24 protein-coding genes are annotated in these 25,251 nt (G+C 42.0%); 13 read left to right on the forward strand and 11 right to left on the reverse strand.

From position 1 onward, the window contains the following. Positions 1–148: 148 nt before the first annotated feature. The 5 genes from AB4513_RS17925 to AB4513_RS17945 all read left to right on the forward strand — a co-directional run bounded on the left by AB4513_RS17925 (position 149) and on the right by AB4513_RS17945 (position 5,428). Positions 149–505 carry a hypothetical protein gene (locus tag AB4513_RS17925; protein WP_009845510.1) on the forward strand — a complete coding sequence of 119 codons (357 nt, stop codon included), beginning with the start codon at positions 149–151 and terminating at the stop codon, positions 503–505. Between the two features lie 94 nt (positions 506–599). After that, positions 600–752 carry a hypothetical protein gene (locus AB4513_RS17930; protein ID WP_009845509.1) on the forward strand — a complete coding sequence of 51 codons (153 nt, stop codon included), beginning with the start codon at positions 600–602 and terminating at the stop codon, positions 750–752. A gap of 954 nt (positions 753–1,706) precedes the next feature. Then, positions 1,707–3,116 carry an EAL domain-containing protein gene (locus AB4513_RS17935; RefSeq protein WP_032555056.1) on the forward strand — a complete coding sequence of 470 codons (1,410 nt, stop codon included), beginning with the start codon at positions 1,707–1,709 and terminating at the stop codon, positions 3,114–3,116. A 128-nt stretch (positions 3,117–3,244) separates the two neighbouring features. Next, entirely contained in the window at positions 3,245–4,699 is a 1,455-nt protein-coding gene (locus tag AB4513_RS17940; RefSeq protein WP_009845507.1) for a hypothetical protein, read from the forward strand. A gap of 210 nt (positions 4,700–4,909) precedes the next feature. Continuing rightward, positions 4,910–5,428 (forward strand): GNAT family N-acetyltransferase, encoded by a 519-nt coding sequence (locus AB4513_RS17945; protein ID WP_009845506.1) that lies wholly within the window; start codon positions 4,910–4,912, stop codon positions 5,426–5,428. Between the two features lie 113 nt (positions 5,429–5,541). Here the strand turns inward: AB4513_RS17945 and AB4513_RS17950 are convergent, their stop codons facing one another. Continuing rightward, positions 5,542–5,988: a DUF417 family protein gene (locus AB4513_RS17950; RefSeq protein ID WP_009845505.1), complete on the reverse strand. Its 447-nt coding sequence runs from the start codon at positions 5,986–5,988 to the stop codon at positions 5,542–5,544. Between the two features lie 281 nt (positions 5,989–6,269). On the opposite strand from AB4513_RS17950, the gene AB4513_RS17955 reads away from it, so the two are divergent. Then, complete coding sequence (locus AB4513_RS17955) at positions 6,270–6,632, forward strand: RidA family protein (RefSeq protein WP_009845504.1); 363 nt, start codon at positions 6,270–6,272, stop codon at positions 6,630–6,632. A 142-nt stretch (positions 6,633–6,774) separates the two neighbouring features. Here the strand turns inward: AB4513_RS17955 and AB4513_RS17960 are convergent, their stop codons facing one another. Beyond that, positions 6,775–8,361, reverse strand: coding sequence for a BCCT family transporter (locus AB4513_RS17960; RefSeq protein WP_009845503.1), 1,587 nt, complete (start codon positions 8,359–8,361; stop codon positions 6,775–6,777). A gap of 450 nt (positions 8,362–8,811) precedes the next feature. On the opposite strand from AB4513_RS17960, the gene AB4513_RS17965 reads away from it, so the two are divergent. Then, positions 8,812–11,970 (forward strand): chitinase C-terminal domain-containing protein, encoded by a 3,159-nt coding sequence (locus AB4513_RS17965; RefSeq protein ID WP_032555055.1) that lies wholly within the window; start codon positions 8,812–8,814, stop codon positions 11,968–11,970. Positions 11,971–12,262: 292 nt separating this feature from the next. Further along, complete coding sequence (locus tag AB4513_RS17970) at positions 12,263–13,726, forward strand: sensor domain-containing diguanylate cyclase (RefSeq protein WP_102258324.1); 1,464 nt, start codon at positions 12,263–12,265, stop codon at positions 13,724–13,726. Between the two features lie 90 nt (positions 13,727–13,816). Here AB4513_RS17970 and AB4513_RS17975 read toward each other — a convergent pair whose 3' ends face one another. Further along, a complete protein-coding gene (locus AB4513_RS17975) occupies positions 13,817–14,071 on the reverse strand; it encodes a YgjV family protein (protein ID WP_009845500.1) in 255 nt (84 codons plus the stop codon). Between the two features lie 268 nt (positions 14,072–14,339). Here AB4513_RS17975 and AB4513_RS17980 point away from each other — a divergent pair, with 268 nt between their 5' ends. From AB4513_RS17980 to AB4513_RS17990, 3 genes are all read left to right on the forward strand, one after another. Beyond that, positions 14,340–14,924: a DUF4136 domain-containing protein gene (locus tag AB4513_RS17980; protein WP_009845499.1), complete on the forward strand. Its 585-nt coding sequence runs from the start codon at positions 14,340–14,342 to the stop codon at positions 14,922–14,924. Between the two features lie 178 nt (positions 14,925–15,102). Next, on the forward strand, positions 15,103–16,287 hold the full coding sequence (locus AB4513_RS17985; protein WP_017097507.1) for a D-alanyl-D-alanine carboxypeptidase family protein: 1,185 nt from the start codon (positions 15,103–15,105) through the stop codon (positions 16,285–16,287). Positions 16,288–16,484: 197 nt separating this feature from the next. Then, positions 16,485–16,778, forward strand: coding sequence for a YkgJ family cysteine cluster protein (locus tag AB4513_RS17990; protein ID WP_012600484.1), 294 nt, complete (start codon positions 16,485–16,487; stop codon positions 16,776–16,778). Positions 16,779–16,829: 51 nt separating this feature from the next. Here AB4513_RS17990 and AB4513_RS17995 read toward each other — a convergent pair whose 3' ends face one another. Continuing rightward, positions 16,830–17,726, reverse strand: a complete 897-nt coding sequence (locus AB4513_RS17995; RefSeq protein ID WP_009845496.1) for a LysR family transcriptional regulator — start codon at positions 17,724–17,726, stop codon at positions 16,830–16,832. Positions 17,727–17,842: 116 nt separating this feature from the next. On the opposite strand from AB4513_RS17995, the gene AB4513_RS18000 reads away from it, so the two are divergent. Next, on the forward strand, positions 17,843–18,223 hold the full coding sequence (locus AB4513_RS18000) for a DoxX family protein (protein ID WP_009845495.1): 381 nt from the start codon (positions 17,843–17,845) through the stop codon (positions 18,221–18,223). Positions 18,224–18,303: 80 nt separating this feature from the next. On the opposite strand, the gene AB4513_RS18005 is transcribed toward AB4513_RS18000, so the two are convergent. The 6 genes from AB4513_RS18005 to AB4513_RS18030 all read right to left on the reverse strand — a co-directional run bounded on the left by AB4513_RS18005 (position 18,304) and on the right by AB4513_RS18030 (position 23,849). After that, entirely contained in the window at positions 18,304–19,986 is a 1,683-nt protein-coding gene (locus AB4513_RS18005) for an RluA family pseudouridine synthase (RefSeq protein ID WP_009845494.1), read from the reverse strand. A 151-nt stretch (positions 19,987–20,137) separates the two neighbouring features. Then, the gene (locus AB4513_RS18010; protein ID WP_009845492.1) at positions 20,138–20,758 is read right to left on the reverse strand and encodes a glutathione S-transferase family protein; all 621 of its coding nucleotides are present in this window, start codon (positions 20,756–20,758) and stop codon (positions 20,138–20,140) included. 34 nt (positions 20,759–20,792) lie between these two features. Further along, entirely contained in the window at positions 20,793–21,824 is a 1,032-nt protein-coding gene (locus AB4513_RS18015) for an NADP-dependent oxidoreductase (RefSeq protein WP_012600487.1), read from the reverse strand. A 137-nt stretch (positions 21,825–21,961) separates the two neighbouring features. Continuing rightward, positions 21,962–22,552, reverse strand: a complete 591-nt coding sequence (locus tag AB4513_RS18020; RefSeq protein WP_009845490.1) for a TetR/AcrR family transcriptional regulator — start codon at positions 22,550–22,552, stop codon at positions 21,962–21,964. 154 nt (positions 22,553–22,706) lie between these two features. After that, positions 22,707–23,180 carry an FKBP-type peptidyl-prolyl cis-trans isomerase gene (locus tag AB4513_RS18025; protein ID WP_012600489.1) on the reverse strand — a complete coding sequence of 158 codons (474 nt, stop codon included), beginning with the start codon at positions 23,178–23,180 and terminating at the stop codon, positions 22,707–22,709. 42 nt (positions 23,181–23,222) lie between these two features. Beyond that, positions 23,223–23,849 carry a thioredoxin domain-containing protein gene (locus tag AB4513_RS18030; protein ID WP_099165583.1) on the reverse strand — a complete coding sequence of 209 codons (627 nt, stop codon included), beginning with the start codon at positions 23,847–23,849 and terminating at the stop codon, positions 23,223–23,225. A gap of 271 nt (positions 23,850–24,120) precedes the next feature. On the opposite strand from AB4513_RS18030, the gene AB4513_RS18035 reads away from it, so the two are divergent. Next, entirely contained in the window at positions 24,121–24,714 is a 594-nt protein-coding gene (locus AB4513_RS18035; protein ID WP_009845487.1) for an OmpA family protein, read from the forward strand. Between the two features lie 108 nt (positions 24,715–24,822). Here the strand turns inward: AB4513_RS18035 and AB4513_RS18040 are convergent, their stop codons facing one another. Then, on the reverse strand, positions 24,823–25,182 hold the full coding sequence (locus tag AB4513_RS18040) for a glutaredoxin (RefSeq protein ID WP_065679986.1): 360 nt from the start codon (positions 25,180–25,182) through the stop codon (positions 24,823–24,825). Positions 25,183–25,251 lie beyond the last annotated feature (69 nt).

A 25,251-nucleotide genomic window follows, 5' to 3' on the forward strand; every position in this document is an offset into this window, starting at 1 on the left:
CTCACCACAGATACTGCCAATCCCAAGCCTCGCTACATAACTTATTCGAAGCGATACAATTAAGCTTACACTCGACATATGGTGCTTATTGAGTCGAAGTGTCTTAATATGAAAAACAGATGCTTAACGTAAGAAAGAAAACCAGTTTATGCAATTTCGGGCCATTTTACTGCTATACCTTACCCTAGTAGGGTGTTCGTCCAATCAAGAGTTGGTACTCGACCCAACAACTATCACGCTTTTTTATGGTGAGACGTCGATCTCGGCGGGTGTGTTAGAAGATAAAACATTTAATTCGGTTCTAGCCGATAGAAGAGAGAGTGTTACTTTCTCGGGCTCACTATCAAAGCAAAACTCAGGTTACTTAGTTGATATGTTAGTGATCAGAGAAAATAGAGCACCACGTTCAAAGCGCCAATTAAACACCTTACTTCTTATGAAGCCGGGAGAGTTAGTGGATGTTGGCGGTGTGAACAATGATGTGTTCAGAGTCATTTTAGAGTAACAATCCCGAAGTAATCAATTAATGCAAAATTTTTATTTACCTCAACCTAACTTCAAGTCTTAAGCTTCTCTTACCCAATAAGAAGGAGCTTACTATGCAAAATAACTACGTAAAAGAACTCGCCGTTAAAACTTACCAAGAAGACCTTAAGAAAGAGTACGTTAAATCTAAAGCTAGGCCATTCCACGGCCCGAGTTTTATCGGCGGTGTACTGTTGTCAGTCGTGTTGGTTGGGTTGTTTTATTGACTTGAAAGCGTACAGGCCATTGAGATAACTTATTACAGGATACTGATAGCCGAATTGTTGTGAAAGCTAAAATAATCAGAGGTACCGAGATAAACATAGTAACCTTAATTGCGTTATCTTCTACCGATGATTTGGCAAACTCACAGTAATACTGGCCAAATATATCCAGCGACTACCCATTCGACAGTAACTTAGTGTAATTACACTAAACCATTCATTGCAGATTGCCTTGACCAGCCTTTATGTAGCTTTACTACCTCAGTGCTGATTCGTACTGGATGATTCTGCTAATACCTACAACAACGTTAGCTGTTGACGACTTTACGTCGCTACGAACTATGACTCTTCGTTAGTTTCCCCATCATCAATTATTGTTCAGTTAATTATACAGAACGACTCCCTCTTTTATTTAGTTTTATCCATCAAAATGTCCTGTTCTCCTTTCAATTGAGATTTCCCATCTATTCAGATAGTTGAGGTTAGGATTAGGTGTTTGCGTTAGGACTTAACTTACCCTCTAGCGTGCATTTGATTAAATTTATGGTTTGTTTCACTTCCAAACAGATTGGTTTCATCAAGGGTATGTAGTGATGTAACCCAGATAAAGTTGCTGATTTCAATTCCTCCCCATTAAATATCGCGATCACTGTCAGTTTTTTATAGCGTAAATAAATACTAAAAAAAGCGATGCAATCATTACCCCCCTGAAATGGCACTGTGGCGTAATTTGGTGGCTATTATGTGATGAAGTTGTCGGGATATTACGGGATGTACAATATGCGGTTAGTGGTGTTTTCGTGCATGATATTTATAAATTTGCACAATTACACTCAATTCAAGTAGATGACTATTAAGTGGTCAGATTTGTTTTTATTTGTGTGAGTCTCATAAGTAAGAATACAATCATTCTGTTGCATCGCAAAATGCGATGCATATCACTTTATTCGGGGTGCCGTGTTGTCTACTGTTAATTTACTTTGTCTGTTTTTTATTACATTACTAATAATATGCACATCATTTCATCTGAAGTCGTCGGAAGGTAAAAAAAAGCTATCTTTTGTTCAGCAAAGACTTGAACGAGAACAAAATAAACAAAGGCTCAAACGTTTTTTCTGTGAAGAAACAGATTTACCTAACATCAACTATATTCAAGAAAAATTATTAAGAACAAACAGAAGTACCTACAAGATCATGCATGTAATCTGTGTTGGGAGATCTGCAGATTTCTATAAGTTTTTCGATTCAAAAACTAGTCGAATAGTTAAAACAGAATTACATCACTACCTAAGTGAGACACTTTCACCAAGGGTTATCGGTTTGTTTGAAGACAAATACATTGTTCTTGTATTTGAAAGCGATACTCCCTGGGAAGAAAAAAAAATCCTTGAGCAGCAACAAAAAATTCAATTCTCTTTGCCTCATGAAAAGAAAGTAGGCGATAAAACCCTAACTTTTGATTATTCTCTTGCTAGCATGATCCTATCTAATTTTGATAAACCCCAAGATAAAAATCAGTTGTTTAGAAGAATGGCTTACAGTGTTAAAAAGTCACTTCAATCTATTGATGGTGTCTACATATATAACATTAATGACTATGAAAAAAACGTTAGAACCCGTTCGGTAATCCAAGCTTTACATCACGATATAAAAAAGGGAGGGACTCAGTTCGAGCTTTTTTATCAACCCGTCGTTTATAGTATGAATACTTCTAAAGAGTACCTTTGGGAAATATTGCTTAGGTGGAAACGCACAGAGTTCGGAGGTCCTGGTGTATTTATGCCATTATTGGCAACGGAGCCGCACCTACATTACTCATTAACCATTATAATTTTTAAAAAAATAATTGAATACGCAAAAAACACTCAAGATACACTTCCTAATATCAGTGTTAACATTAGTCATGCAGATTTAAGTATCGTTGACTTTTATGATGATGTAATGGAATTAACCAAATTAGTTCCAGAGTTAAGAAGTAAGATAATATTTGAAACAGTTGAATATAGTGAGGGTCTTTTACATAGTTATGCTAAAGAAAATATAATTGCTCTTAAAGGGGCAGGTTTTCGATTTGCTATTGATGATTTTGGATGTGGTTACTCCAATTTTAACCTTTTATCAGAAAAATATTTTGATTTTATTAAGCTAGATAAGTCGTTACTACAAAAATGTCAGGAAGATATTGTGGCCAATGAGACACTTAAGTTTATGGTTAAGCTATCTGAGCGTATTGATGTAACCTTGATTGTCGAAGGCGTTGAAAATCCTCAACATCTACGACTACTTCCAAAAAAATCTAACATCTTATTCCAAGGCTTTCACTTTTCCAAACCAAGAAGGTTAATTAGCAATGTGAAAACAGGTTGATATATGTATGGGCAATAATATGTGAAGGGCTGTAAATGACATTAAACAAAATCGAATTCGTTAACTAATTTAAGAGTATTACTATTTTAATATTTTTAAATCTCAACAAATAATAGAGATCCATTTAAATGAAAATGATGATACCAATTTTGTGCGTTCTGGCTTTATCAGCTTGTGGTGGTGGCGGTGATGGTGGGAGTAATCCGACAATTCACAAAAAAGCTACTGGAAAAGTAATCGATGGTTATATTGTAGGCGCTACCGTTTTTCTAGATATAAATAATGATGGTAAGTATAACGCAAACACTGAACCTAGAGCTTTAACTACAAAAGGTGGTAGTTATGAGCTTGACCTAAATGAAACCCAAGATAAATGCCTTGGTTATGCTCCAACGATAGTAGATGTTCCTGTTGGCGCTATTGATGAAGATTTGGGGCCTGTAAAAAATGCTTATCGTATGGTCTTACCCCCTGAATTTAAAGAACAGGTCGATTTCAAAAACCGTTTTATCACCCCTTTAACTTCATCTTTATGGGCGACAGTAGAAACCAGTAATGGTAAAAGTAACTATACGTGTCAGGATCTAATGAGCGATATAGAAAAACAAACTAAACAGGCTCAAGCGTTAGAGCATGCTCTTACAGAAACAATTCGCACATATAATATTTCTGAGGCTAAAATTTATGGTGACTTTATTGCATCCGAAGATAGTGACCTTGCCTTAAAGGCCCAAAATATCGTAACAGGTCTAAAGAAATCGTTCACAGATACAAAAGATTTACAACAAACCAACCCCAATAGCTATGTGCAAGTTCATTACTACTTCAAAGATGAAAACGGCGCTAGGAATTGGTATAAAAAGGTTTATATTTCTTCTCTAGGTACTAATCAATCAGCAAAGCAAACAACCACAAAAATGAGCGATGATTTGTTAACAGAGGTGGAAGTGTTGTCTGAGTCCACATCGGTTAACCTTTCAACTCAGTGGGGTGTTTACAACAATACTTTTGATATTGCTAGTATTAACAACTTTAATAGCAGCATCCGTCCGGGGTGTACATTCACAGAGAAAATCATTATTAAAGATGATAAATTTGATAATGTACTATCTAACATTGCCTACGATGGTAATATACATAACTTAGTAAATTGTCAATCTCTGGATCTAACAAATAAAATAGTCTCTAGAACTACTTCAACTTGGAAATATAACAAGAGCATCAAAGAACAATTAAATCGTACTTATGTCGACTGGAATGAGCATACTTTTGGAAAAGGCGATGACTTTGGATTATCGACAGTCGTTAATGTTAAAAGTCATTTAAATAGTTTAGATACTGAAAATATCAAAACAAACATTATGGGTAGATATAAAGATTACTCTAGTAATGAATTAGGTGACGCATCTAAGGTCATACGGTCAAAGATAGTTAATGATCAGAGTAAAGAAATCACCTATTGGAAAACACTCTTTCGTGCATCTCCGACGACATATTCACGAAGAATAACATCGTCAGATCAAACTTCTGTATACGAAAAAAGTACTGACGGAACTAATTGGGTAGTATCGAGTAAACCGTAGTCGTTAAGTATGTATATAATTGATGGGGTGGGTTGCTTAAATGTCACGCCCCATTCACTTCTATTAAAAAATATCTTCCTATGCCCACTAGAACCTCACTTTCAGCTGCTAACTCTGAAATAAGTAGTGACGTACCGTTTACTCAGAGATTTGGGTACTCGAATTTCAATCGTAGGCAAGGCTTTCGAAATAACCATTGGGAGTACTCGTATGGATGTATTTTTGCATTTACTTCAAACAAGTGATGCTAGGGCGCTCTTGGAATTTGAAGTAGACAATAGAGATTGGTTCGAGATGTCTGTACCACCACGGGAAGAAAGTTTTTATTCACTTTCAGGTGTAGAGAAGCAGATTGCTAGTTTTTTAGCGGAATATGAAAGTGATGAGATGATTCCTATGTTGATAAAAGATGAACAAGGGATTATCTGCGGTAGGATTAATGTACGTGACATCGACGAACACGGAGAACGAGGAGAGCTAGGCTATCGAGTGGGTCACTCCTTTAGTTCTAAAGGCATTGCGTCTAACGCGGTGAGGAAGTTACTTATCTATTTGGCGGAGCACTCTTCCCTTAAATATGTGGATGCCTATGCGTTAGGGGGTAATGTTGGTTCCAACAAGATTTTATCCAAGGCCGGTTTTGGCTTAGTTGAGCGTGTAGAGAATTACGCGTTATTCAAAGGGCAAAATCAAGACGCTAATTATTATCGTAAGGTATTAGCTGAGTAGGTGAGTATCAGTGCCTTATTCATTAGAAGCTGGCAGCGTCCTTCTAGCCAGCTTATGGTTTTATGTTACTTAAAATAGATCTTTAGGTTTACGGCCACTTATTAGATTTACATTTACTTCTGAGGCTTGTTACGTTCGATTACGCTAATAGCGATAGCCAAAAACAGAATATCTTTCACTAGGAAGAAGTTAGTGACTAAGATGCCATCCGATACTTTCCAAACGTTTGGCGTGGTGACTAGAAAGCTCAGTGTCACAACAAAGATAGCCGCTGCTGCAATACCTGAATAGAAAGCAATTGTCGGTTTCTTAAATCCAACGAGCAGTCCAATCGCAACAACGATTTCCGCGCCACCCACCATGTTAGAGACAGCTTGTACTGAGAACAGTTTGTAAAGCCAGTTCATTGCTGGGTGGTTTGCAATTAAAGGCTCAATTAGCATCGCTTCAGTTGGCGTAAACTTGTAAATACCAATCCAAGCTAACACTAATGCTACACCAATCACGCCTAGGCTGTATCCGACGTTACTCTGTTTTAAATCATAGGTTTGAACATGCATAAAAGTACTCCATTTAATAAAATCTCTGAATATGACCGCAAGAGTTCAGATTAAATTTCGCGTTGAGAGTAATACTTAATATATTTATCTAGAAACTCAATAGATGGTGATTTATTGTTTTGATATTAATGCGTAGGCTAGTGATGTTGAACACCAAAGTCATAGGTTGGCGATAGTGCTGTTTAGCCGGTACTACGAGCTTTCTAATTTTTGTTTTCAATGTTAGGAATTTGGATTAGATTACGCTGATGTGCACCCTAATTATAAGAAGAGTATAACCAGTGAAAATTCATAGAATTAACCCGACCAAGCGTTGGTCTGATGTGACTGTGTTTAACGGTATTGCAAGCTTTGTTGAAGTACCAGAGACGGATACAACGGCAGGAATTAAGAGTCAGGTTCAGCAAATCTTCGAACAAGCTGAAGAAATGATGAGTTTGGTAGACAGCGATAAATCTCGTGTATTGTCAGTGACTATTTACCTAACGGATTTCGCTAACTTTGATGCACTCAATGAAGTGTGGGAAGAGTGGTTCCCTGAAGGCTGCGCGCCAAGCCGTGCGTGCGTGAAAGCAGAACTCGCTAACCCTGAACTATTGGTTGAGATGTCATTCATGGTTGCTGCTGGTGAAAAGTTTCAATAAGCCGAAATCTCGGTAGATACAAGCGCTAGTAGACATAACTATTAATAAAGTCGACAGCGAACAGATAAAAAAACCACTCAGGTGAATCACTTGAGTGGCTTTTTAGTGTTCTACGCTATCCGAAACTAAATCGGATTAGGTATTAAGCGAGGCCTTGATCTCTTGCCATCTGCTTCGCGATCTTCGGTGCATGCCATAGACATGGCAGCAAGATAAACGAAACAGGAACGGCAGTGATCACAATGAACGACTGCAGAGCTGAGATGCCGCCAGAGCCCATTGAGATAAGCGCGATAGCCACTGCCCCCATAATGACGCCCCAGAATGTTCTAACTGCTGAGTTAGGTTCTGTTGTGCCAGTCATTACTACACTGATGGTGTAGGTCATTGAGTCACCTGTGGTCACGATGAACGTGGTCGTCAGGATAAGGAACAGGATTGCAATCAGAGTCGGGAACGGTAGTTGCGAAGTAATAGCTAGTAGTACAGCTGGAAGGTTGAAACCTTCGAATGCGCTAGATATTACGCCTGGGTTCTCTAATTCAAACGCTAAGCCACTACCACCAACAATGCTGAACCAAAAACAAGTCACAAGCGGTGCAACGATGCTGATAGAAACGATCATTTGGCGAATAGTTCGGCCACGTGAGATACGAGCAATGAAGATCGCCATCATTGGGCCATAACCTAAGAACCAACCCCAGAAGAATACAGTCCAGCCACCTAGCCACGCAGTATCTTGGCGGTATAGCGCCATTGGGATAAAGTTGTCGACCATTTCACCGATGCCTTGTAGGTAACCATCAATGATAAAGCTGGTTGGGCCAACAAGGAGAATGTAAACGATTAGGCACACCGATAAGATGATGTTGTAACGGCTTACCAGTTGGATGCCTTTACTTAGACCACTTAATGCCGACAGCGTATACATTGCAATAGCGAATAGAATAACGACACTTTGGGTAGCAAAGCTATCAGAAATCCCAAACAGCTCGCTCAACGCATAGCTGATCTGTAGGCCAAGGAAGCCGATAGGGCCGATTGTACCTGCGGCTACTGCCACAATGCTGCACGCATCAACGACGTTACCAATCCAACTGTTGATTGCCTTGTCGCCCAGTACTGGGTAAAGCAGGGTGCGTGGCTTAAGAGGAAGGCCTTTTTCGTAGTGCAAGTACATAAGCACAATCGAAGAGAGACCACCTAAGATAGCCCATGCAAGGAAACCCCAGTGCATGAAAGATTGTGATAGTGCATTGAATGCCATCGCTTGAGGGTCTGCATTGCCATACAGCGGTGGAGCTGAAACAAAGTGAGCAATTGGCTCTGCAGCTGCCCAGAACACGCCACCACCCGCAAGGAGTGTACATAGGACGATAGACATCCATTTAAACGTGGTCATTTCTGGTAGGGCAAGCTTCCCTAAACGAACATGGCCTGTGCGACTTAGTGCAAGCACTAAACCGATAATGAAATTGAGTAGTAGTAGGACTTGCCAGAAAGCACCGAACCATTTAGTTGAGTAACTAAAGCCGATGTTGACAAGTTCGGACAATACGGAGGTGTTGGTGAAAGCAAGGATGACAAAGAGGGTCAGGAAACTGCCACTCAGCCAAAAGACTGGGTTTCCGAGTTCCAGTTTTTCACCCAAAGATTGAGCTCTATTGAAATCGATAGAAGTAGATTCTGCGTTGATGTTTTCGTTGGCGACTTGCGTCAAGTTGGACATTATTTCTTCGCTATATTTGGCTCTTTCAAGCCTATGTATTTCTCCCACATTCGGATAAAAATGTGAGGCTCGTCAAAAAAGCCGCTGATACTAACATATTTGTTATCCAAAAGTGGGCAATTTCATAAAATAATCTCAAATCGCCCCTAATTCCCTACTTTTTGGTTAGTTTTGATACGAATTCTCATCGAATCTAAATCATATTTCTAAATTTTGAGACACTATTTTTTTAGCTTTGCGAAATAAATTAATATTAGTTGTTGGTGCAAAATAAGTGTCGAGTCATTGCATGCTATAAACAAATTAATGCGAGTCATTTTATAAATAAGGAATATTTTAGGTGTTTAATTGGCACTGTTACCTACAGTTGTTTTGCGAAGGAATTTAAGTGGCAAAAAAAGTGTCATTTACTTTAAATATCTTAAAACAACAACTTAAGGGACTGCAAACATGCACCTAAATCAAGGAAGAGTGGCCAAAAAGGTTTTTACACTCAGTACTCTCACTGCGTCATGCTTAATGGCTTTCAATAGCTATGCGGCTGTGGATTGCTCAACGTTAGAAGCGTGGGATCCTGCCACGGTTTACACCGGCGGCGATCAAGTTTCACATGACGGTAGTGCTTACAAAGCCAATTATTGGAATCAAAATAACAACCCAAACCAATTCGAAGGTGACCATGCACAATGGAAGAAGGTTGATGTGTGTAGCGGTGGTGGTACGCCCAATGAAGTGCCAACGGCTTCGTTAACGACTCCATCAGCCTCTGACATAATCACTGAAGGCGATAACGTGGTGTTGAGTGCAACGGCGCTAGATTCTGACGGCAGTGTTACCTCGGTTGAATTCTTCATTGATGGAACTTCAGTTGCGGTTGTAACAGCTGCACCTTTCGAAGCGGCTTGGGCTGCAACGTCTGGTAGCCATCAGGTTTCGGTTGTTGCTACAGACAATGAAGGCGCGGCTAGCTTAGCGAGCGCGGTCTCTATTTCTGTCGATTCAGTTACACCTGGAAATGAAGCGCCGACAGTATCGGTTGCGCTTTCTGCATCTTCGGTTGATGTTGGTGGTGTGGTAACGCTTACCGCAACGGCAACAGACAGCGATGGTACGGTTGATAAGGTCGATTTTTATGTGGCAGGTTCTTTAGTCGGAACGGCTGCGACAAGCCCATACACGCTTAACTACACAACCACTCAAGCGGGTTCTTTAGCGGTTTACGCAAAAGCGACTGACAATCAAGGCGCAACGACAGATTCAGCGCTGGCTTCTTTGACGGTGAATGGCGTACCAACGGTGAGCACTTGTCGACCTGATGGCTTGTATCAAACTCAAGGTGTCGATGTTCCTTATTGTACGATTTACGATGATGAAGGCCGTGAGAAAATGGGCGCGGATCACCCACGTCGTGTCATTGGTTACTTCACCAGCTGGCGTGCAGGGGATGACCCACAAGCTGCTTACCTAGTAAATGACATTCCTTGGGAACAACTCACACACATTAACTACGCTTTCGTGAGCATCGGCTCAGATGGCAAAGTAAACGTGGGTGATGTGAACGATCCGAACAACGCAGCGGTTGGTAAAGAGTGGCCGGGCGTGGAAGTTGACCCAGCATTAGGCTTCAAAGGTCACTTCGGTGCATTAGCGACAGCGAAGAAAAAACACGATGTTAAGACTTTAATCTCAATCGGTGGTTGGGCGGAGACCGGTGGCCACTTCGCCACTGATGGTAGCCGAGTGGCTGATGGTGGTTTCTATACCATGACGACCAATGCTGACGGTTCTATTAACCATCAAGGTATCGAAACATTCGCAACTTCAGCGGTTGAAATGCTTCGTAAATACCAGTTCGATGGTCTAGATATCGATTACGAATACCCGACGTCAATGGCGGGCGCAGGTAATCCGTACGATAAAGACTTTATGGAACCACGTCGTCAATACCTATGGGCTTCTTACCAAGTGTTGATGAAAGTGTTGCGTGAGAAGCTTGATGCAGCCTCTTCGCAAGATGGCAATCACTACATGTTAACGATCGCGGCGCCTTCTTCGGGTTACCTACTGCGTGGTATGGAAACATTCGATGTAACCAAATATCTCGATTACGTAAATATCATGTCTTATGACCTTCACGGTGCGTGGAACGATCACGTAGGCCATAACGCTGCGTTGTTTGATACAGGTAAAGATTCAGAGTTAGCACAGTGGAACGTATACGGCACAGCGGCTTACGGCGGTATCGGTTACCTGAATACGGATTGGGCCTACCACTACTTCCGTGGTTCTATGCCAGCAGGTCGTATTAACATCGGTGTGCCTTACTACACACGTGGTTGGCAAGGTGTAACTGGTGGTGAGAATGGTCTTTGGGGCCGAGCAGCACTGCCAAACCAAGCTGAATGTTCAGCAGGTACTGGTGAAGGCGAGAAGAACAACTGTGGCCATGGCGCAATTGGTATCGATAACATGTGGCACGATACTGATCCGAAAGGCAACGAAATGGGTGCAGGTTCAAACCCAATGTGGCATGCGAAGAACTTAGAGAAAGGCATTTGGGGTTCTTATGCAGCAGCTTACAAGCTTGATCCTGTTAACGATCCTTCAGATGTTCTAATGGGGACTTACACGCGTAACTATGACAGCGTGGCTGTTGCTCCTTGGTTGTGGAACGCAGAGAAGGGCGTATTCCTTTCAACGGAAGATAAAGATTCTATCGATGTGAAAGCCGATTACGTTATCGACAAAGAAATCGGTGGCATCATGTTCTGGGAACTAGCAGGGGATTACAACTGTTACGTACTCGATGCGAACGGTAACCGAACTTCAATCGATACAACCGAACAGGCGTGTAATAGCGGAAACGGTGAGTTCCATATGGGTAACACTATGACGAAAGCTATCTACGATAAGTTTAAGTCAGCTACTCCATATGGAAACAAGGTTGCAACGGGTGCTATCCCAACGGAAGCATTAGATATTACTGTTTCTGTAGGTGGCTTCAAAGTCGGTGATCAAAACTATCCAATTAACCCTAAGATCACGTTTACAAACAATACAGGTCAAGCGCTTCCTGGTGGTACTGAGTTCCAGTTCGATATCCCAGTGTCTGCACCTGATAACGCAAAAGATCAATCGGGCGGTGGTTTGTCTGTGATTGCTTCTGGTCACACTCGTGCCAATAATATTGGTGGTCTAGATGGTCCGATGCACAGAGTAGCGTTTACATTACCTGCATGGAAAGAGCTTCCTGCTGGTGGTGTGTATGAACTCGATATGGTTTATTACTTGCCAATTTCTGGCCCTGCAAACTATACAGTGAATGTGAATAGTGTCGATTATGCATTTAGCTTTGAGCAGCCGGATCTACCACTGGGTGATATCAGTACTGGTGGCGGTAATCCTGGTGATGGCGGTACCAACCCAGGTACATGCGATACTGCGGGTTTAGCTGTATATCCCGACTTACCTCAGAAAGATTGGGCGGGTAACCCAAGCCACGCAAACACGGGCGACCAAGTGGTTCATAACGGTAGTGTTTACCAAGCAAACTGGTGGACAAGTGCCGAGCCGGGTAGTGACGGCAGTTGGACCAAAGTGTGCTCTTAATTTAAGGCTAAGCAATGTATTTATAGACAATAGAGCGTAGTAATAGGTAATAAATGCGAATGCTTTTAAGTCGATTTATCAGGGCTTTAGTATAAATTAAGTTATCAATTTAAACGTAAAATCAAAACGCCGAACTGAATCCAGTTCGGCGTTTTTGCTATAAGTCACAGATTGCACATGAAGGGCGCTATTAATATCGACTATCGTTCAGTAAAATAGATAAATGTGATATAAAACAGTCTGCTTATAAGAACATTAGCGTTACCTAAAATTTAAAAGCTATGAGGTAATTTTGAAAGTAAGACGTAAGTATATCCTCAACTTTTCCATCGTGTTGGCCCTAGTATCTCTGGTCCTCTCCGCTATTCAATTTAACCGAACCAAAGAATCACTTTTAGAGTCTAATCAATTCTTCTTCCGTACTATTGTAAACGCAAGCTACGACATCGTAGATACTACCGTTAACGAAGCTATTAAAACCTATCTCAAAGGTGTGACTGATACTGTCGCTTCTCACACACTAGGTGTCACTCCAGAACAAGAAGTTAAAGAAGTCATCCGAATTGCTAACGAATTGGTGATTGGAGAGTCAGGTTATATCTATTTGATGTCACCACAAGGTGTCCACCTGTATCATCCGTTTTTACAAGGGCAAAATCGCGCGCATTTAACCCATATTCAAACGCAACTGACCTCAAAGTCTGGAATGACTCAGTATTCTCATGCTAATCCACATGAAGTCGGCAAGCGTGCGAAGGTCGCGTATTCAGTGAGGCTACCGAGTGGTAATACATTGGTGGCGACCACTTATAAAGATGAACTCATGTACTTGGTCGATCTCGAAGCGCTTAAAGATAAACTAAGAAAGTATTCATATGGCGATAGTGGTTATGTATATATTGTTGATTTGCAAGGCGAGCTAGTCCTCCGACCCAATTTTGAACACGAACACTTGAAAGCCTTAATTGGTTATTCATCAGAGTTGCTCATCGATAAGGTCGTTGCTGAGCCTGAAGGGCATTTTAGTTACTCAATTTCAGATGACAACGGTACGACAAACAAAAACATTTTCTATAAGTTCTACCCATATCTGAATTGGATCATTTCTGCTGGAGTTTTGGAGCAAGAGCTCAATAAGAACCACAGTTTATTGCTAGTTAGTTTGATGACCTTGGTTATAAGTTTGCTTAGCATCATCGCCGTTTTGGTGCTTTACCTGCGGCACCGTCATTTAAAGATCTTAGATGTAGCTAGCTTAGATTATCTTACGGGGTTGAGTAATCGGCGGGACTTTATTTCTCAGGTTAAGATGAGAATTTTAGAGTGTTCGCCTTATCCGTTAAAAGGTGTTGGTATCATTCTTCTAGATATTGACCATTTTAAATCGGTAAACGATCTACACGGGCATAATGAAGGCGATAGAGTGATCTGTGCCGTTGCAAAAGTATTGAAGCAATTTGCAAATGAAAATCGTCTAATTGCTCGCTATGGCGGTGAGGAATTTATCTTTGTGACTTTTGATTGCAATGAATATCAATTGTACGAGTTGTCGGAAGAGCTTAGGCGTAGCGTCGAAAAAATTGAGGGGTTAGTGTTACCTGTAACGGTCAGTGTTGGGTGTCGCTATGCAAATGCACTGTTCCACATAGAAGGCACGATAGACCAAGCTGACAAAGCACTTTATCAAGCGAAAAAGAATGGACGCAATAACACACAGGTATACAGAGAGAGTCAATATCGTATTGTCTGTCATTGAAGTTTTCTAAAATTGATAAGCATGAAAAAGCCCAAATAGAACGTTCTATTTGGGCTTTTTTAGAATTGTTTGAAAGTGCTAGCCGTTAATCTAAGCTTTTGCTGCTTTCATCGCTTCATTTTTTTTTTCCTTTTGCATTTTTGCAAGGAAGTAGATGTTCACACAAGCGATGAAACCGTTGGTTGCAACCACTGGCCATGCATCAATCATAACGCCGTATGCTGTGAATAGAGTACAGCCAACAAAGTTAAGGACACGCAGACGCACGATATCTTTCATTGTTAATGAAATTGCGACCATAATAGATGCCGCGTAACCTAAAATTTCAACCATATTGAATTCCATTGTGTGACCCTCTTAAATTTGCCGATGCTTTATCGGTACCAATTCTTCTCTTCATGAGATGATTGAGGAAGCTCCGTGCCCCGAATGGTTTGGTTATGTTTAACTAAGTTTACTATACCGAGTCTATTTCTGTGGTTAAACCCCCAAAATGAGTAGAAGTGAAGGTTAGCGATTACGCAAACGTTTAATGATCTTTCTATTAATATAATTACTGTTTATGTTGAAGGTCAAATTGATAATTATTCTTGTATAGGAAAGGAAGCCGCGAATGATAAAACGATTCATATGTGCAACAAAAGGCGTAAATAAAGTCGCGTTGTTGGCTTTGATAGCGATTGGACTGACAGCGTGTACAACCAATGAAACGACTCCAACTCACAATTATGGCGTGGTGACCAGTGGTGACTTTGATTTCATGAAGCATGGGGTAGTCACGTACTCATGGCATCCCGAATCAGAGCAAGTGTACCTTTCTGAAAAATATGACAAGACGGTCGTCACTGATCTTGTACGCGAAGCGATTAAAGAACAACTTTCATTGAAAGGTTATCAGTTGAAATCCGGGGCTGGTGATGTCGTAGTGGGTTTTGGATTAGCTGAAGAATCTGAACTGAACGATGAATCGATCTTTGATGCGATTCAGCTATCTACAGGTGTGCCATTTTATAGTGATGATGGAAAGGTAAGCGAGAAAGGATCTTTGTATATTGCTTTTTTTGTTCCTAATTCGGAAGTTATACAGTGGCAAGCACTGGCGCAGTCTGGTATCCAACCTGATTTAGAGCCGAGCGAAAGCAAACAGCGGGTTATGGGCTTTGTTGAAATGTTATTTAGACGTATGCCCGAGAGGTAAAGCGAAGTGTTGAATGCATTCATTGAGTCAATCGTTTTTGTGCAAAAAACGGACAGGTCGCAGATTATACTTTTTTATTTGTAACGAACCGTACAAATACGTAAAGCAACGTAAAGTTCGCGCTTCTTTTGCTAGCATTTGTCTATACTGAACAAAACGTTAACTTAGGTTTAATTCAATGAAACGGTTCTCAAAATACTCTCTCCCTCTATTAAGTATGTTCATTGTAAGTAACGCAGCGATCGTAGCAAATACTGCTGTCGCGGCACCTTCTATAGTACCAAGCCCACCTAGCCTAGGCGCAAAAGGGTATGTGTTAATTGATTTTAACTCTGGTGATGTGCTGGTAGAAAAAAACGCACACACTAAGTTGAACCCAGCGAGTTTAACCAAGCTTATGACCAGTTATGTGGCTGGACAAGAGATGAAACGAGGTAACATCTCTGCGGATGATCAGGTGCGAATTAGCGAAAACGCATGGGCGAAAAACTTCCCTGATTCTTCAAAAATGTTCATCGAAGTGAACACTGATGTCGCGATGATGGATCTTTACCGTGGCTTGATTATTCAATCAGGGAACGATGCGAGTGTTGCGATTGCAGAACATGTTGCTGGCTCACAAGATGCATTTGTTGACTTGATGAACTCTTGGGCAGCTTCGCTAAAACTGGAAAATACCCATTTTGCGAATGCACATGGTTTAGATGCGGACGATCTCTATTCAACGCCTTATGATATCGCTCTATTAGGCCGTGCGATTATTCGCGATTTACCGGATGTGTATGGTTTATACAGCGAACGCTCGTTTAGCTACAACAAGATTACACAACACAACCGCAATGGCTTATTACGTGATAGAAGCTTGACGGTCGATGGCATGAAAACAGGCTACACCTCTGGTGCCGGCTACAGTTTAGCGAGTTCGGCGACACAAGGTGAGATGAGACTTATTGCGGTTGTGATGGGCGCATCAAGCGTTAAGAGTCGTGAGTCAGACAGCAAACAATTGTTGAGCTATGGTTTTCGTTTCTTCGATACGCTAAACCCTCATCAAGGCGGTGACCAAGTCGCTGAAGAGAAGGTGTGGTTTGGTGCTCAAGATACGTTGAAGCTAGGCGTTGCAGAAGATACGTTTATTACGCTGCCTAAGTCAGACAGCAAAAAGTTAACGGCATCGATTGAACTAATATCTGAACTGAAAGCCCCGATTTCAGAAGGCCAAACCTTAGGCGTTGTTCATTACACCGTTGATGGTGAAGATGTTCAAACTCAACCTTTGATCGCGTTGGAAGCGGTAGAGCAGGCTGGCTTGTTCAAACGCTTGATGGACTACGTAAAGCTATTTTTCGCTAGTCTGTTCTAAATCGAGGCTAGTCTGTTGTAAAGCGAGATAGTGGCGACAAGTCGCGATGGAAAACCATAAATAGTATGGGTGTTGTGAGTAAATCACAGCGCCTATTTTTATTTCTACATCAATCAAAACACTGCGCCGCACTATCTTTATTAGCCGTAGCGGTCGGTTTCGATTACTATACGCAAAATTTAGCAGCGTAGTCACTTATGACGATTGAGATAAAGAACGTAACCGAACCCGAAGTAACATGTGCTAATTGTCAGGCATGCTGTTGTCGTTTAGAGGTTATGATCATCACAGATACAGGCGTACCTGAAGAGCATATCGCTTATGATGAATGGGGCGGCGAAACGATGTTGCGACTCGACGACGGTTGGTGTTCTGCTGTAGATAGAGAAACACTGATGTGTACTATTTACGAAAACCGACCTTGGATCTGTCGTGAATTCGAAATGGCCTCTTTTGAATGTGTTGATCAGCGCAAGGATGTAATGGGTTAAGACTTTATCTTAGCTATCGATGTTAGTTGAGCTCTAACTGTTCTTAGAGCTTTAACTATTCCTTGCGCTCAAATACTTCGCAAGAAAATCGATAAACACTCGGATTCTTTGGGGCAAATAATCGCTCGCATGATACACCACGTACATTGGTAGCTGGTTATTACTCCAATCTTCCAATAACCTTTTTAGTTCTCCTTTCTCAACATACTCTTTGCCCATCCAATCCGGTAAAGCAACAATACCTAAACCTTGTCGAGCCATTTTAAGTAGCATATCTGGGCTATCTGAAGTGAATATTTGATTTACTTTAATGGTATTAGTTTTGTCGCTCTTGTCGGTAAAACGCCATTCATTCGCAGGGCTCATCAGGGAGTAGGTTAAGCATTGGTGTTCGCTCAAATCTTGTGGATACAGAGGAATCCCTTGTTTTTCTAGATAATCTGGTGATGCGAAGTAGTGAACTTTGTTGTTAAACAAGAAGCGTGCTTTTAGCCCTGAGTCTTTGAGTTGTGACGCGCGGATGGCAACATCAATATTGTGTTCATTAAGGTTGACGATGCGGTCATCGATGCTGAGGTTAATGCGGATACCTGGGTGCTGTTCAATGAAAGCTTGAAGCGGCTCACTGAGTAACATCGATGAAAAAGCACTTGGCGCAGATATCTTAAGCTCACCTTCCACGGATTCTGTTTCACGCTTGAGCCTACTTTCTATGGTAGACATCTCTTCGAGTAAACGGGAGCAATAAGTCAGGTAGTCTTTGCCTGCATGGGTTAGGGATATTTTGCGACTGTTTCGCTGAAACAGCGTCATTCCTAAATCACTTTCTAACCACGCAATCTTTTTACTTACGGCACTTTGTGTCACGTCGAGTTTATTGGCAGTAGCAGTAAAACTGTTCAGCTGCGCAGTTTCCACGAAGATACGAATACACTCAATTTTATCCATTCTAGTTGTCCTATATCTTGTACCTAAACCCAATCATTCCAAATTGGAATCCTAACTATCATAAAACTAGCATTTATCGTTCTATTTATGAATGGTTAAATGATTCCACTACGTTAATGATTCTTAAGAAAGGTGGCAACATGAGTACAGTAGTGAGTGTATTACTAGTGGTGTTCTTTTTATTGGCGAGTTCAATCAAGACAATTGCTTGGCAAAAGAAAGTGTTTGAAATCCAGCTTGGCTTTTTTAAAAGCTATGGATTAAATCGCGTCATCATGTTTCTAGTTGGCATGGTTGAGTTTACTGGAGCTGTATTGTTGCTCTGTGCTTTGGTTGGTTTAGCACCTGAACATACGCAACTGATGGGAGGTTTGATATTAGCGAGTACTTCACTAGGGGCGATTTACTTTCATTTGAGATTCGATACGTGGAAGGATGGTATTCCCGCGATGGTTACTCTGTTGGGTTCTGGCTTCTTGGTCATTGCATCGTACTAAGTTTATTCGACATGTAGCGATAGCTATGAGAGGCAAAGGAAATAAGAGTAGGGCACGAAGCCCTACCAAATGGAAACGGTTTAGAACTCAGAAGGCACTTCAAACTCGAGCCATTCACCGGTTGTTGGGTGAATCAGTTTTAAGTAGCCAGCGTGAAGGTGTAAACGCTCACGTTTGTATCCGTATAAGTCGTCACCACGAATCGGTACACCAAGGCCTGACGGGTGAGCACAGTGTACGCGCAGCTGGTGGGTTCGTCCTGTTTTAGGGTACAAGTGAACCTTGGTTTTGCCATTGTTGGTGCTGACCGCTTCCCAATGAGTTTCAGCATTACGTCCATGTTCATGGCAAACCAATTGTCTTGGTCTGTCTGTTATGTCGCCGCGCAAGGGCAAGCTGATATCGCCAGATTTGCCGTCGATTTCACCATCTAACAGAGCTATATATCGTTTCTCTACGGTTCTATCAATGAACTGCTTCTGGATGTGTTTATTGGACTCTGCGGTCAGCGCCAAGATCAATAAGCCTGACGTCGACATGTCCAATCGATGGATAATCAAAGGGCCTGTTGCATCGGGATAACGCGCTTTAATACGGGTATAAACAGAGTCTTCGATAAACTTACCAGGAACCGACAAGAACTCCTCGGGTTTATTCACCACCACGATCTCGTCATCTTCATAGACAATATCAAACGACTTACCAACCGCAGGGTTCACGATAAGCGGGTTCTCTTCTAATTCGATGCCGTTTAGCTGGTGGTCGAGGATCTCGAAGCTTTTACTTTGGCAAACCGGGTACAGGTTTGCGTGCTGGCGAATGACAGCCGTTGGAGGCAATCCCCACCAAAACTCAGACAATGCTAATGGCTGAAAGCCGTGTTCAAAAGCAAAATTAAGCAGCTTAGGTAGGCAGCAGTCGCCAGAGCCTTCAAGAGCGTCTTTGCCATCTAACAATTCAAGCAGGTTCTTTGATTCGAGAGCTTGGTTGTTAAAGCGATAATGAGACAACCGTTGCGCTTCTAATTCGGCTGAGATCGCTTGGTACTCTTGCTTGCGGCTCGTGAGTTCGCTTTCGATAGCATCAACTTGCGACTGGCGTTCTGCGATCTTTTGTTTCCACTCGATTCTAAGTGCTTTTAAGTCGCGTTTCTCTTGGCTGCTTTGATTGCCCAGTTGTTTGAGCAAATTCGCTGCTGACTCTAGATTCCCCAATGCCTTTTCTTGATTGGCTTGTTCTCTGAGTTCGTTACGCTGAGATTTGTTTGCTGCCAAGGCTAATTGAAAGGCTTCGATAGCTTGTGCTGATTCGATTTTTAACTCTTCAAATTCAGCCAATAATGCGTCTAGGTTGTGCGACTGTTGTAGTTTTTCAATGTCATCCGCTAGTTGCGATTGGCGAGCAAGGTTTGCACTGTTGTGAGATTGAAACTGTTCTGAATCGAAGGCTGATGGAACAAAGTTAATGTTGTTTAACTGAGAGGCCAAAGACGGATATAACTGCAAACCTGAAAACGCAGAAAGGTAACCTAGCTCTTGTGTAGTTGGGTTCTGAACAAGAAGCACGGCGTAGAGGTTGCCTTGCGATGTTTCATTCACACCGCAGTCGAGTAACGACTGCTGAAGTTGCTGCATGGCAAACTCACACGTTGGATGTGGTGTGTAGTAGTACGGAAACGTAAAACGAGTCGGTAGCGGTAAGTCTACATTCGTATTGTCGTTTTTTAGGTGCAGTGGTGTGTATTGAGCAAGGTTTGCTGACATGAAGATCAAACTCTATGGCTGTTCAGTTAGAGTTCGGTATTGTTGTCGAAATGAAGGCAAATGAGAAGCCAAAGCGAAAGATAAATCGGCTTTGGCTTCATTTAGTTGCTTTTGCTTATCCGAAGCGCGTCCGAGCTTGATTGAAACTCGATCAGTTCGAGTGTTCTAGCTCTAGTTGCTCGGCTTTTTGGTAAGCAGGGTGGCTCGTTAAAAGATCACCGTATTTAGCAATGTTAGGGTAGAGCGCAGTGGCACCGAAGTTACCCACGATTTCTACGATGAACGACATCATGAAATCGGCACCCGTCAGAGTATCAGCAACAAGGTAAGTTTTACCTTCAAGCGCTTCGTTGACAAAGGTTAGGATCTTTTGGTTTTCATCATCAGCGTAGCCGCCAAGGAAATTAGTCTCGCAACCGTCTTTCATCACAAAGATTTTAAGTAGCATTGGCAGAATACCAGAGCTTTCAGCGAAGTGAAGCCACTGTGAGTATTCCACGTAGTCAGCGGTGCCGCGCACTGGTGCGAACTTACCTTGACCGTATTTGTCGATTAGGTACTCGGTGATAGCACCAGATTCGCTGATCACGACGCCATCGTCTTCAATAACCGGAGATTTACCAAGAGGATGAACGGCCTTCAATTCTGGTGGCGCTAGAAACGTTACACTGTCTCGTTGGTATGGTTTGATTTGGTAATCTACTCCAAGCTCTTCCAATAGCCAGATGATGCGTTTTGAGCGAGATTTGTTTAGGTGATGCAAAGTAATCATGATTTTACCTAGTTAACTGGTTCAGTTTTTGAATTTATTTAGCTTCGTTTGTTTTGATAACAAGCTTACCGAAGTTTTGGCCTTCCAATAGACCCATGAATGCTTGTGGCGCCTCGTCTAGGCCTTCAACTAGGTGCTCACGGTAATGCATCTTGCCTTGAGACAACCATTCTGTCATTTGAACAGCAAACTCATTGTAACGGTGTGCGTAATCATCAAAGATAATGAAACCTTGCATCTTAATACGCTTGACCAAAAGAGTGCCCATAAGGCTAGACATGCGATCTGGGCCTTCAGGAAGTGATGTCGCATTGTATTGTGAAATAAGGCCACAAACAGGAATGCGAGCACCAGTGTTAAGCAACGGCATTACCGCATCGAACACCTTGCCGCCAACGTTTTCAAAATAAACGTCGATGCCGTTGCTACATGCTTTAGCCAGTTGCTCCGCGAAGTCGTCGGCTTTGTGGTCGATACATTCATCAAAACCAAGCACTTCTTTCGCGTACTGACATTTCTCTTGACCACCAGCAACGCCAATGACACGACAGCCTTTTAATTTTCCGATTTGGCCAACGGTTGCGCCTACTGCACCTGTTGCAGCCGCAACGACTAGAGTGTCGCCTTCTTTAGGTTGGCCGATATCAAGTAAGCCCATGTACGCAGTAAAGCCTGGCATACCCATGATGCCTAGTGCGTAAGAAGGGTGTGTTGGCTCTTTACCTAGTTTGATTAGGCCTTCACCATCAGACACACCAAGATCTTGCCAACCGGTGTAAGCCAGTACCCATTCGCCAACTTCAAAATCGCTATTGTTTGACTCTTCAACCTGACACACGGTTGCACCGACCATCACTTCATCAATCGCAACAGGGTCTGCGTAAGATTTAGCATCGCTCATTCGGCCACGCATGTACGGGTCTAGAGAAAGGTAAACTGAGCGAAGTAACATCTCGCCGTCTTTAATTGTTGGTGCGGCTACTGTCTCCAAACGGAAGTTATCTTGAGTCGGTGCGCCTACTGGGCGAGAAGCCAATACGATGCGGCGGTTGTCTTGTTGAGTCATTGGGTATCCTTAATTTTATATTATGTTTATTTAGAATTAGACCAGTCGTCTAGTCTTGTTGTCTAAAAATCCCGCCGTCATCAAATGATAAGAGGGCGGGTTATCTGTCGTTAGTAAAGACTAAACACAGTACGTGGTTAGTTTTTACCTTTTAAAATCTGTTGGGTTAGGTTTAAAGCTGATTCTAAGCTACGTGAACTCTGGCTTAGTTTGCTTAATAAGCTTGCGCCTAACCACATAGAATATAGATTTTGAGCGGTTTCTTGGCTCTCTTCAACCTTTATCGAGCCATCATCAATACCACCGACAATGCACTGCTCGATGGTATGCGTCACTTTCTCAGCACCTTTCAATAGCGCTTGGCGCATAGGATCAGAAAGATCAGAAACTTCGGCGCTGAGCTTAACGACTAAGCATTTATGAGCGTTACAAGTACCGTTTTCAATCTGTGACCATCGAGTGAAATAACTGATAATTCTCTGGTAATGGTTGCCTTCACCATGAACCAAAATAGTTTCAACTCTGCTGATGTAGGTCTCAAAATAGTGCTGGATCAGAGCCTCGCCAAATTGCTCTTTAGATTTAAAGTAGTGGTAAAACGATCCTTTTGGAACATCCGCTTCTTTAAGCAATTGCGATAAGCCAACGCCGTTAAAGCCGTTGTTCACTATTAATTGGTAGCCAACATCTAAAACATGCAGGCGTGTGTCGTTCGTTTTATCGTTCATGGGCTTACTATAAGTTAAATTAGACCAGTCGTCTAGTCTTCGGCTTTTTGAGGTATATTCCGTCGTTACAAAAGTGGCTTCAAATATTCAAACGTTCACATATAAAAAAGCCCCAACATAGCTCGTATGTTAGGGCTTAAATCAGTCTCTTCAATTATTTGATAGAGATTAACTCAACATCAAAAATCAAAGTTGCTGATGGTGGGATAGGGCCTGAACCACCTTTACCGTAAGCCAATTGGCTTGGGATAAACAGGCGAACTTTTTGGCCTTCGACCATGTAAGTCAAACCTTCTTGCCAGCCTTTGATCACTTGTTTAAGAGCAAATGAGATTGGCTCACCACGATCAACAGAGCTGTCGAAAACAGTGCCGTCGATAAGTGTACCGTGGTAATGAACCGTTACTTTGCTGTTCTTAGTTGGGTGCTCTGTACCAGTACCTTCTTCAAGAACTAGGTATTGAAGACCACTTTCAGTCGTAACAACCCCTTCTTTAGCGCCGTTTTCGATAAGGAATTGTTGGCCTTGTTCAATATTTTCTTCGCCAGATTTATGGTTCATCCAAGTGCGGTAGATCATGAAGCCAGCCAAAATAAAGACAATGACCGGGATGATAAATTTAGACATAGTAAAACCTATTTATTGTTGATTTTTTATAGAGAAAAGCCGTTAAGGCTGAGTCAAAAGGTAGTTGATCGTTTTTGCGATACCTTGAACATCTTGGTGACCTGCTGTTAGTACTTGGTATTTACCGTTGATGATAAATGTTGGTACTGAGTTGATTTGACCTTTAACCGAGATCTCTTCAGCTTTCTTTACGTAGTCAAATAGAGCGACTTGCTGTTCTTTGTTCAGTTGGTATGGGCTAACCAGACCACGAGAAGTGAACGCAGTCTCTAGAGCTTGTTGACGTTGTTCAGGAGTCGCATCTGCACCCATTTGAACCGCACCAAATAGGTCGTCCATGAACGCGTGGTCAGGGGTCGCATCAAGTTGCATTACTGCTGTGTAGTAGATCATTGCGCTGATTTGAGCACTTTCATTGAACGTAACGTGCATCTTGCCAATAGTTTGGTCTGTTAGAGATTCGATCTCTGGAATTGCACTTTCCATTTGACGGCAGTGACCACAATTTAGAGAGAAGATTTCAGTGATCGGAGACAGGTTAAATTCAGTTAGAGCAGTAGGCAGCGCTTCGTATTGAACGCCTTTCTGTGGCTCGTCTGTTTCACTACAACCCGCGATAATCAGTACGGCAGCAAGTGCTGTGATGAATTTAGTAAATGGTTTAAACATAATGTTTGCTCTAGCGTTGAGAAGTCGTGAGATTCTAACTATTTAGTACGAATTGGAAAACAATTATAAGGTAAATAAATGCAAACAGTTGGAACGGGCGGGCGATGACAGGCGAGTTGACGATTAACTGTGATCAAAAACACTTTTTTTGGACGTGCTTTCTTTTCGTATAAAGTTTTTGTCTAAAGTTTTTCTCTCAGTGCCGATATAGACATTAGTGAATGGTTTATCTGCATAAGTGGTTGGTGAAGTAATGAGATATTTAGCGATAATGTTAAGCATAGCTTTGGCTGGGTGCGAAACTACGTTACCAACAGGGTTATTCGGTGAGGATATGTTACAAACTGCACCGAAAACTGATTATGACATTATGTACCCTGAATGGGGTGTGGTTCAAACCACTCATCAGCAAGGAACTATTACCACTAACTACGGACGTGGCGTTTCGACCAATGATCCACTGGAAGTCTTTTTAAGACAAAACCGTATCGATTTTGAAGTTTTACCTGGCAACCATGTGATGGTAAAGCTTGTACAGCATGTGAACTTTAAAACAGGTTCGACATCTCCTGAACCCGCTTACAACAATTGGTTGGACACGTTAGGCAGCTATCTTTCTCGACGCCAAGACATTGATGTCGTCATTGAAGGACACACTGATAATACAGGCAGTGATCGTGTTAATGATCCGCTCTCTGAACAGCGCGCAAAAGAAGTGAAAGCTCGCTTAGAAAGTAACTATGTTTCGAGTCGTGCTATTTACACCCGCGGTTTCGGTGAGTACGTTCCCGCGTGTAACAACGCTTCAGCACAAGGTAAAGCCTGTAACCGCCGTGTAGAGTTGATGCTGATTGTGGCGAAATAGATGCGAGAAGCTTGATTCTTTGAATCGAAAGAGCGTATCGATTACAGACATAAAAAAATCCCTCATGAAGAGGGATTTTTTGTATTTAGCTTGTGTTGCTTTTTCCGCTTATGCGAACTGTTTTTCTAAGTAAGATACGATATCCGAAGATTCGTACATCCACTCAGTTTTACCGTCTTTCTCGATACGTAGACAAGGCACTTTCACACGACCGCCGCCAGCTTCAAGTTCTGCACGGTGTTGTTCGTTGTTTTTTGCATCACGAAGTTCAAACTGAACAGACTGACGTTTCATCGAGCGTCGTACTTTTACACAAAATGGACATGCTTCGAATTGGTACAACGTGTGCGTTTTTGCCTGTTCGTTCACTTTGCTTTGTTCTTCTTGAGAACGCTTCACACCGCGTGGGCTGAAAACAAAATTCAACAGCAAGATGACGCGACCTAAAAACCAACGGATAAACTTCATAACTCTCTCTACATATTTAAAATTAGCGTTACAATTTGCAGCATTATATACACAAGTTTTGTCAGATGC

Origin of the sequence: Vibrio sp. 10N.222.54.E6, assembly GCF_041473955.1 — a bacterium.
In the GTDB taxonomy this organism is placed as follows: domain Bacteria; phylum Pseudomonadota; class Gammaproteobacteria; order Enterobacterales; family Vibrionaceae; genus Vibrio; species Vibrio tasmaniensis_A.

What these genes read in the sequence shown, in the direction of transcription:
- AB4513_RS17925 (WP_009845510.1), top strand. Translation starts at nt 149, where the DNA reads ATGCAATTTCGGGCCATTTTACTGCTATACCTTACCCTAGTAGGGTGT.
- AB4513_RS17950 (WP_009845505.1), bottom strand. Translation starts at nt 5,988, where the DNA reads ATGCATGTTCAAACCTATGATTTAAAACAGAGTAACGTCGGATACAGC.
- AB4513_RS17995 (WP_009845496.1), bottom strand. Translation starts at nt 17,726, where the DNA reads ATGGATAAAATTGAGTGTATTCGTATCTTCGTGGAAACTGCGCAGCTG.
- AB4513_RS17940 (WP_009845507.1), top strand. Translation starts at nt 3,245, where the DNA reads ATGAAAATGATGATACCAATTTTGTGCGTTCTGGCTTTATCAGCTTGT.
- AB4513_RS18030 (WP_099165583.1), bottom strand. Translation starts at nt 23,849, where the DNA reads ATGTTTAAACCATTTACTAAATTCATCACAGCACTTGCTGCCGTACTG.
- AB4513_RS18025 (WP_012600489.1), bottom strand. Translation starts at nt 23,180, where the DNA reads ATGTCTAAATTTATCATCCCGGTCATTGTCTTTATTTTGGCTGGCTTC.
- AB4513_RS18040 (WP_065679986.1), bottom strand. Translation starts at nt 25,182, where the DNA reads ATGAAGTTTATCCGTTGGTTTTTAGGTCGCGTCATCTTGCTGTTGAAT.
- AB4513_RS18020 (WP_009845490.1), bottom strand. Translation starts at nt 22,552, where the DNA reads ATGAACGATAAAACGAACGACACACGCCTGCATGTTTTAGATGTTGGC.
- AB4513_RS17960 (WP_009845503.1), bottom strand. Translation starts at nt 8,361, where the DNA reads ATGTCCAACTTGACGCAAGTCGCCAACGAAAACATCAACGCAGAATCT.
- AB4513_RS17985 (WP_017097507.1), top strand. Translation starts at nt 15,103, where the DNA reads ATGAAACGGTTCTCAAAATACTCTCTCCCTCTATTAAGTATGTTCATT.
- AB4513_RS18010 (WP_009845492.1), bottom strand. Translation starts at nt 20,758, where the DNA reads ATGATTACTTTGCATCACCTAAACAAATCTCGCTCAAAACGCATCATC.
- AB4513_RS17930 (WP_009845509.1), top strand. Translation starts at nt 600, where the DNA reads ATGCAAAATAACTACGTAAAAGAACTCGCCGTTAAAACTTACCAAGAA.
- AB4513_RS18000 (WP_009845495.1), top strand. Translation starts at nt 17,843, where the DNA reads ATGATTCTTAAGAAAGGTGGCAACATGAGTACAGTAGTGAGTGTATTA.
- AB4513_RS17945 (WP_009845506.1), top strand. Translation starts at nt 4,910, where the DNA reads ATGGATGTATTTTTGCATTTACTTCAAACAAGTGATGCTAGGGCGCTC.
- AB4513_RS17975 (WP_009845500.1), bottom strand. Translation starts at nt 14,071, where the DNA reads ATGGAATTCAATATGGTTGAAATTTTAGGTTACGCGGCATCTATTATG.
- AB4513_RS17990 (WP_012600484.1), top strand. Translation starts at nt 16,485, where the DNA reads ATGACGATTGAGATAAAGAACGTAACCGAACCCGAAGTAACATGTGCT.
- AB4513_RS18035 (WP_009845487.1), top strand. Translation starts at nt 24,121, where the DNA reads ATGTTAAGCATAGCTTTGGCTGGGTGCGAAACTACGTTACCAACAGGG.
- AB4513_RS18015 (WP_012600487.1), bottom strand. Translation starts at nt 21,824, where the DNA reads ATGACTCAACAAGACAACCGCCGCATCGTATTGGCTTCTCGCCCAGTA.
- AB4513_RS18005 (WP_009845494.1), bottom strand. Translation starts at nt 19,986, where the DNA reads ATGTCAGCAAACCTTGCTCAATACACACCACTGCACCTAAAAAACGAC.
- AB4513_RS17965 (WP_032555055.1), top strand. Translation starts at nt 8,812, where the DNA reads ATGCACCTAAATCAAGGAAGAGTGGCCAAAAAGGTTTTTACACTCAGT.
- AB4513_RS17980 (WP_009845499.1), top strand. Translation starts at nt 14,340, where the DNA reads ATGATAAAACGATTCATATGTGCAACAAAAGGCGTAAATAAAGTCGCG.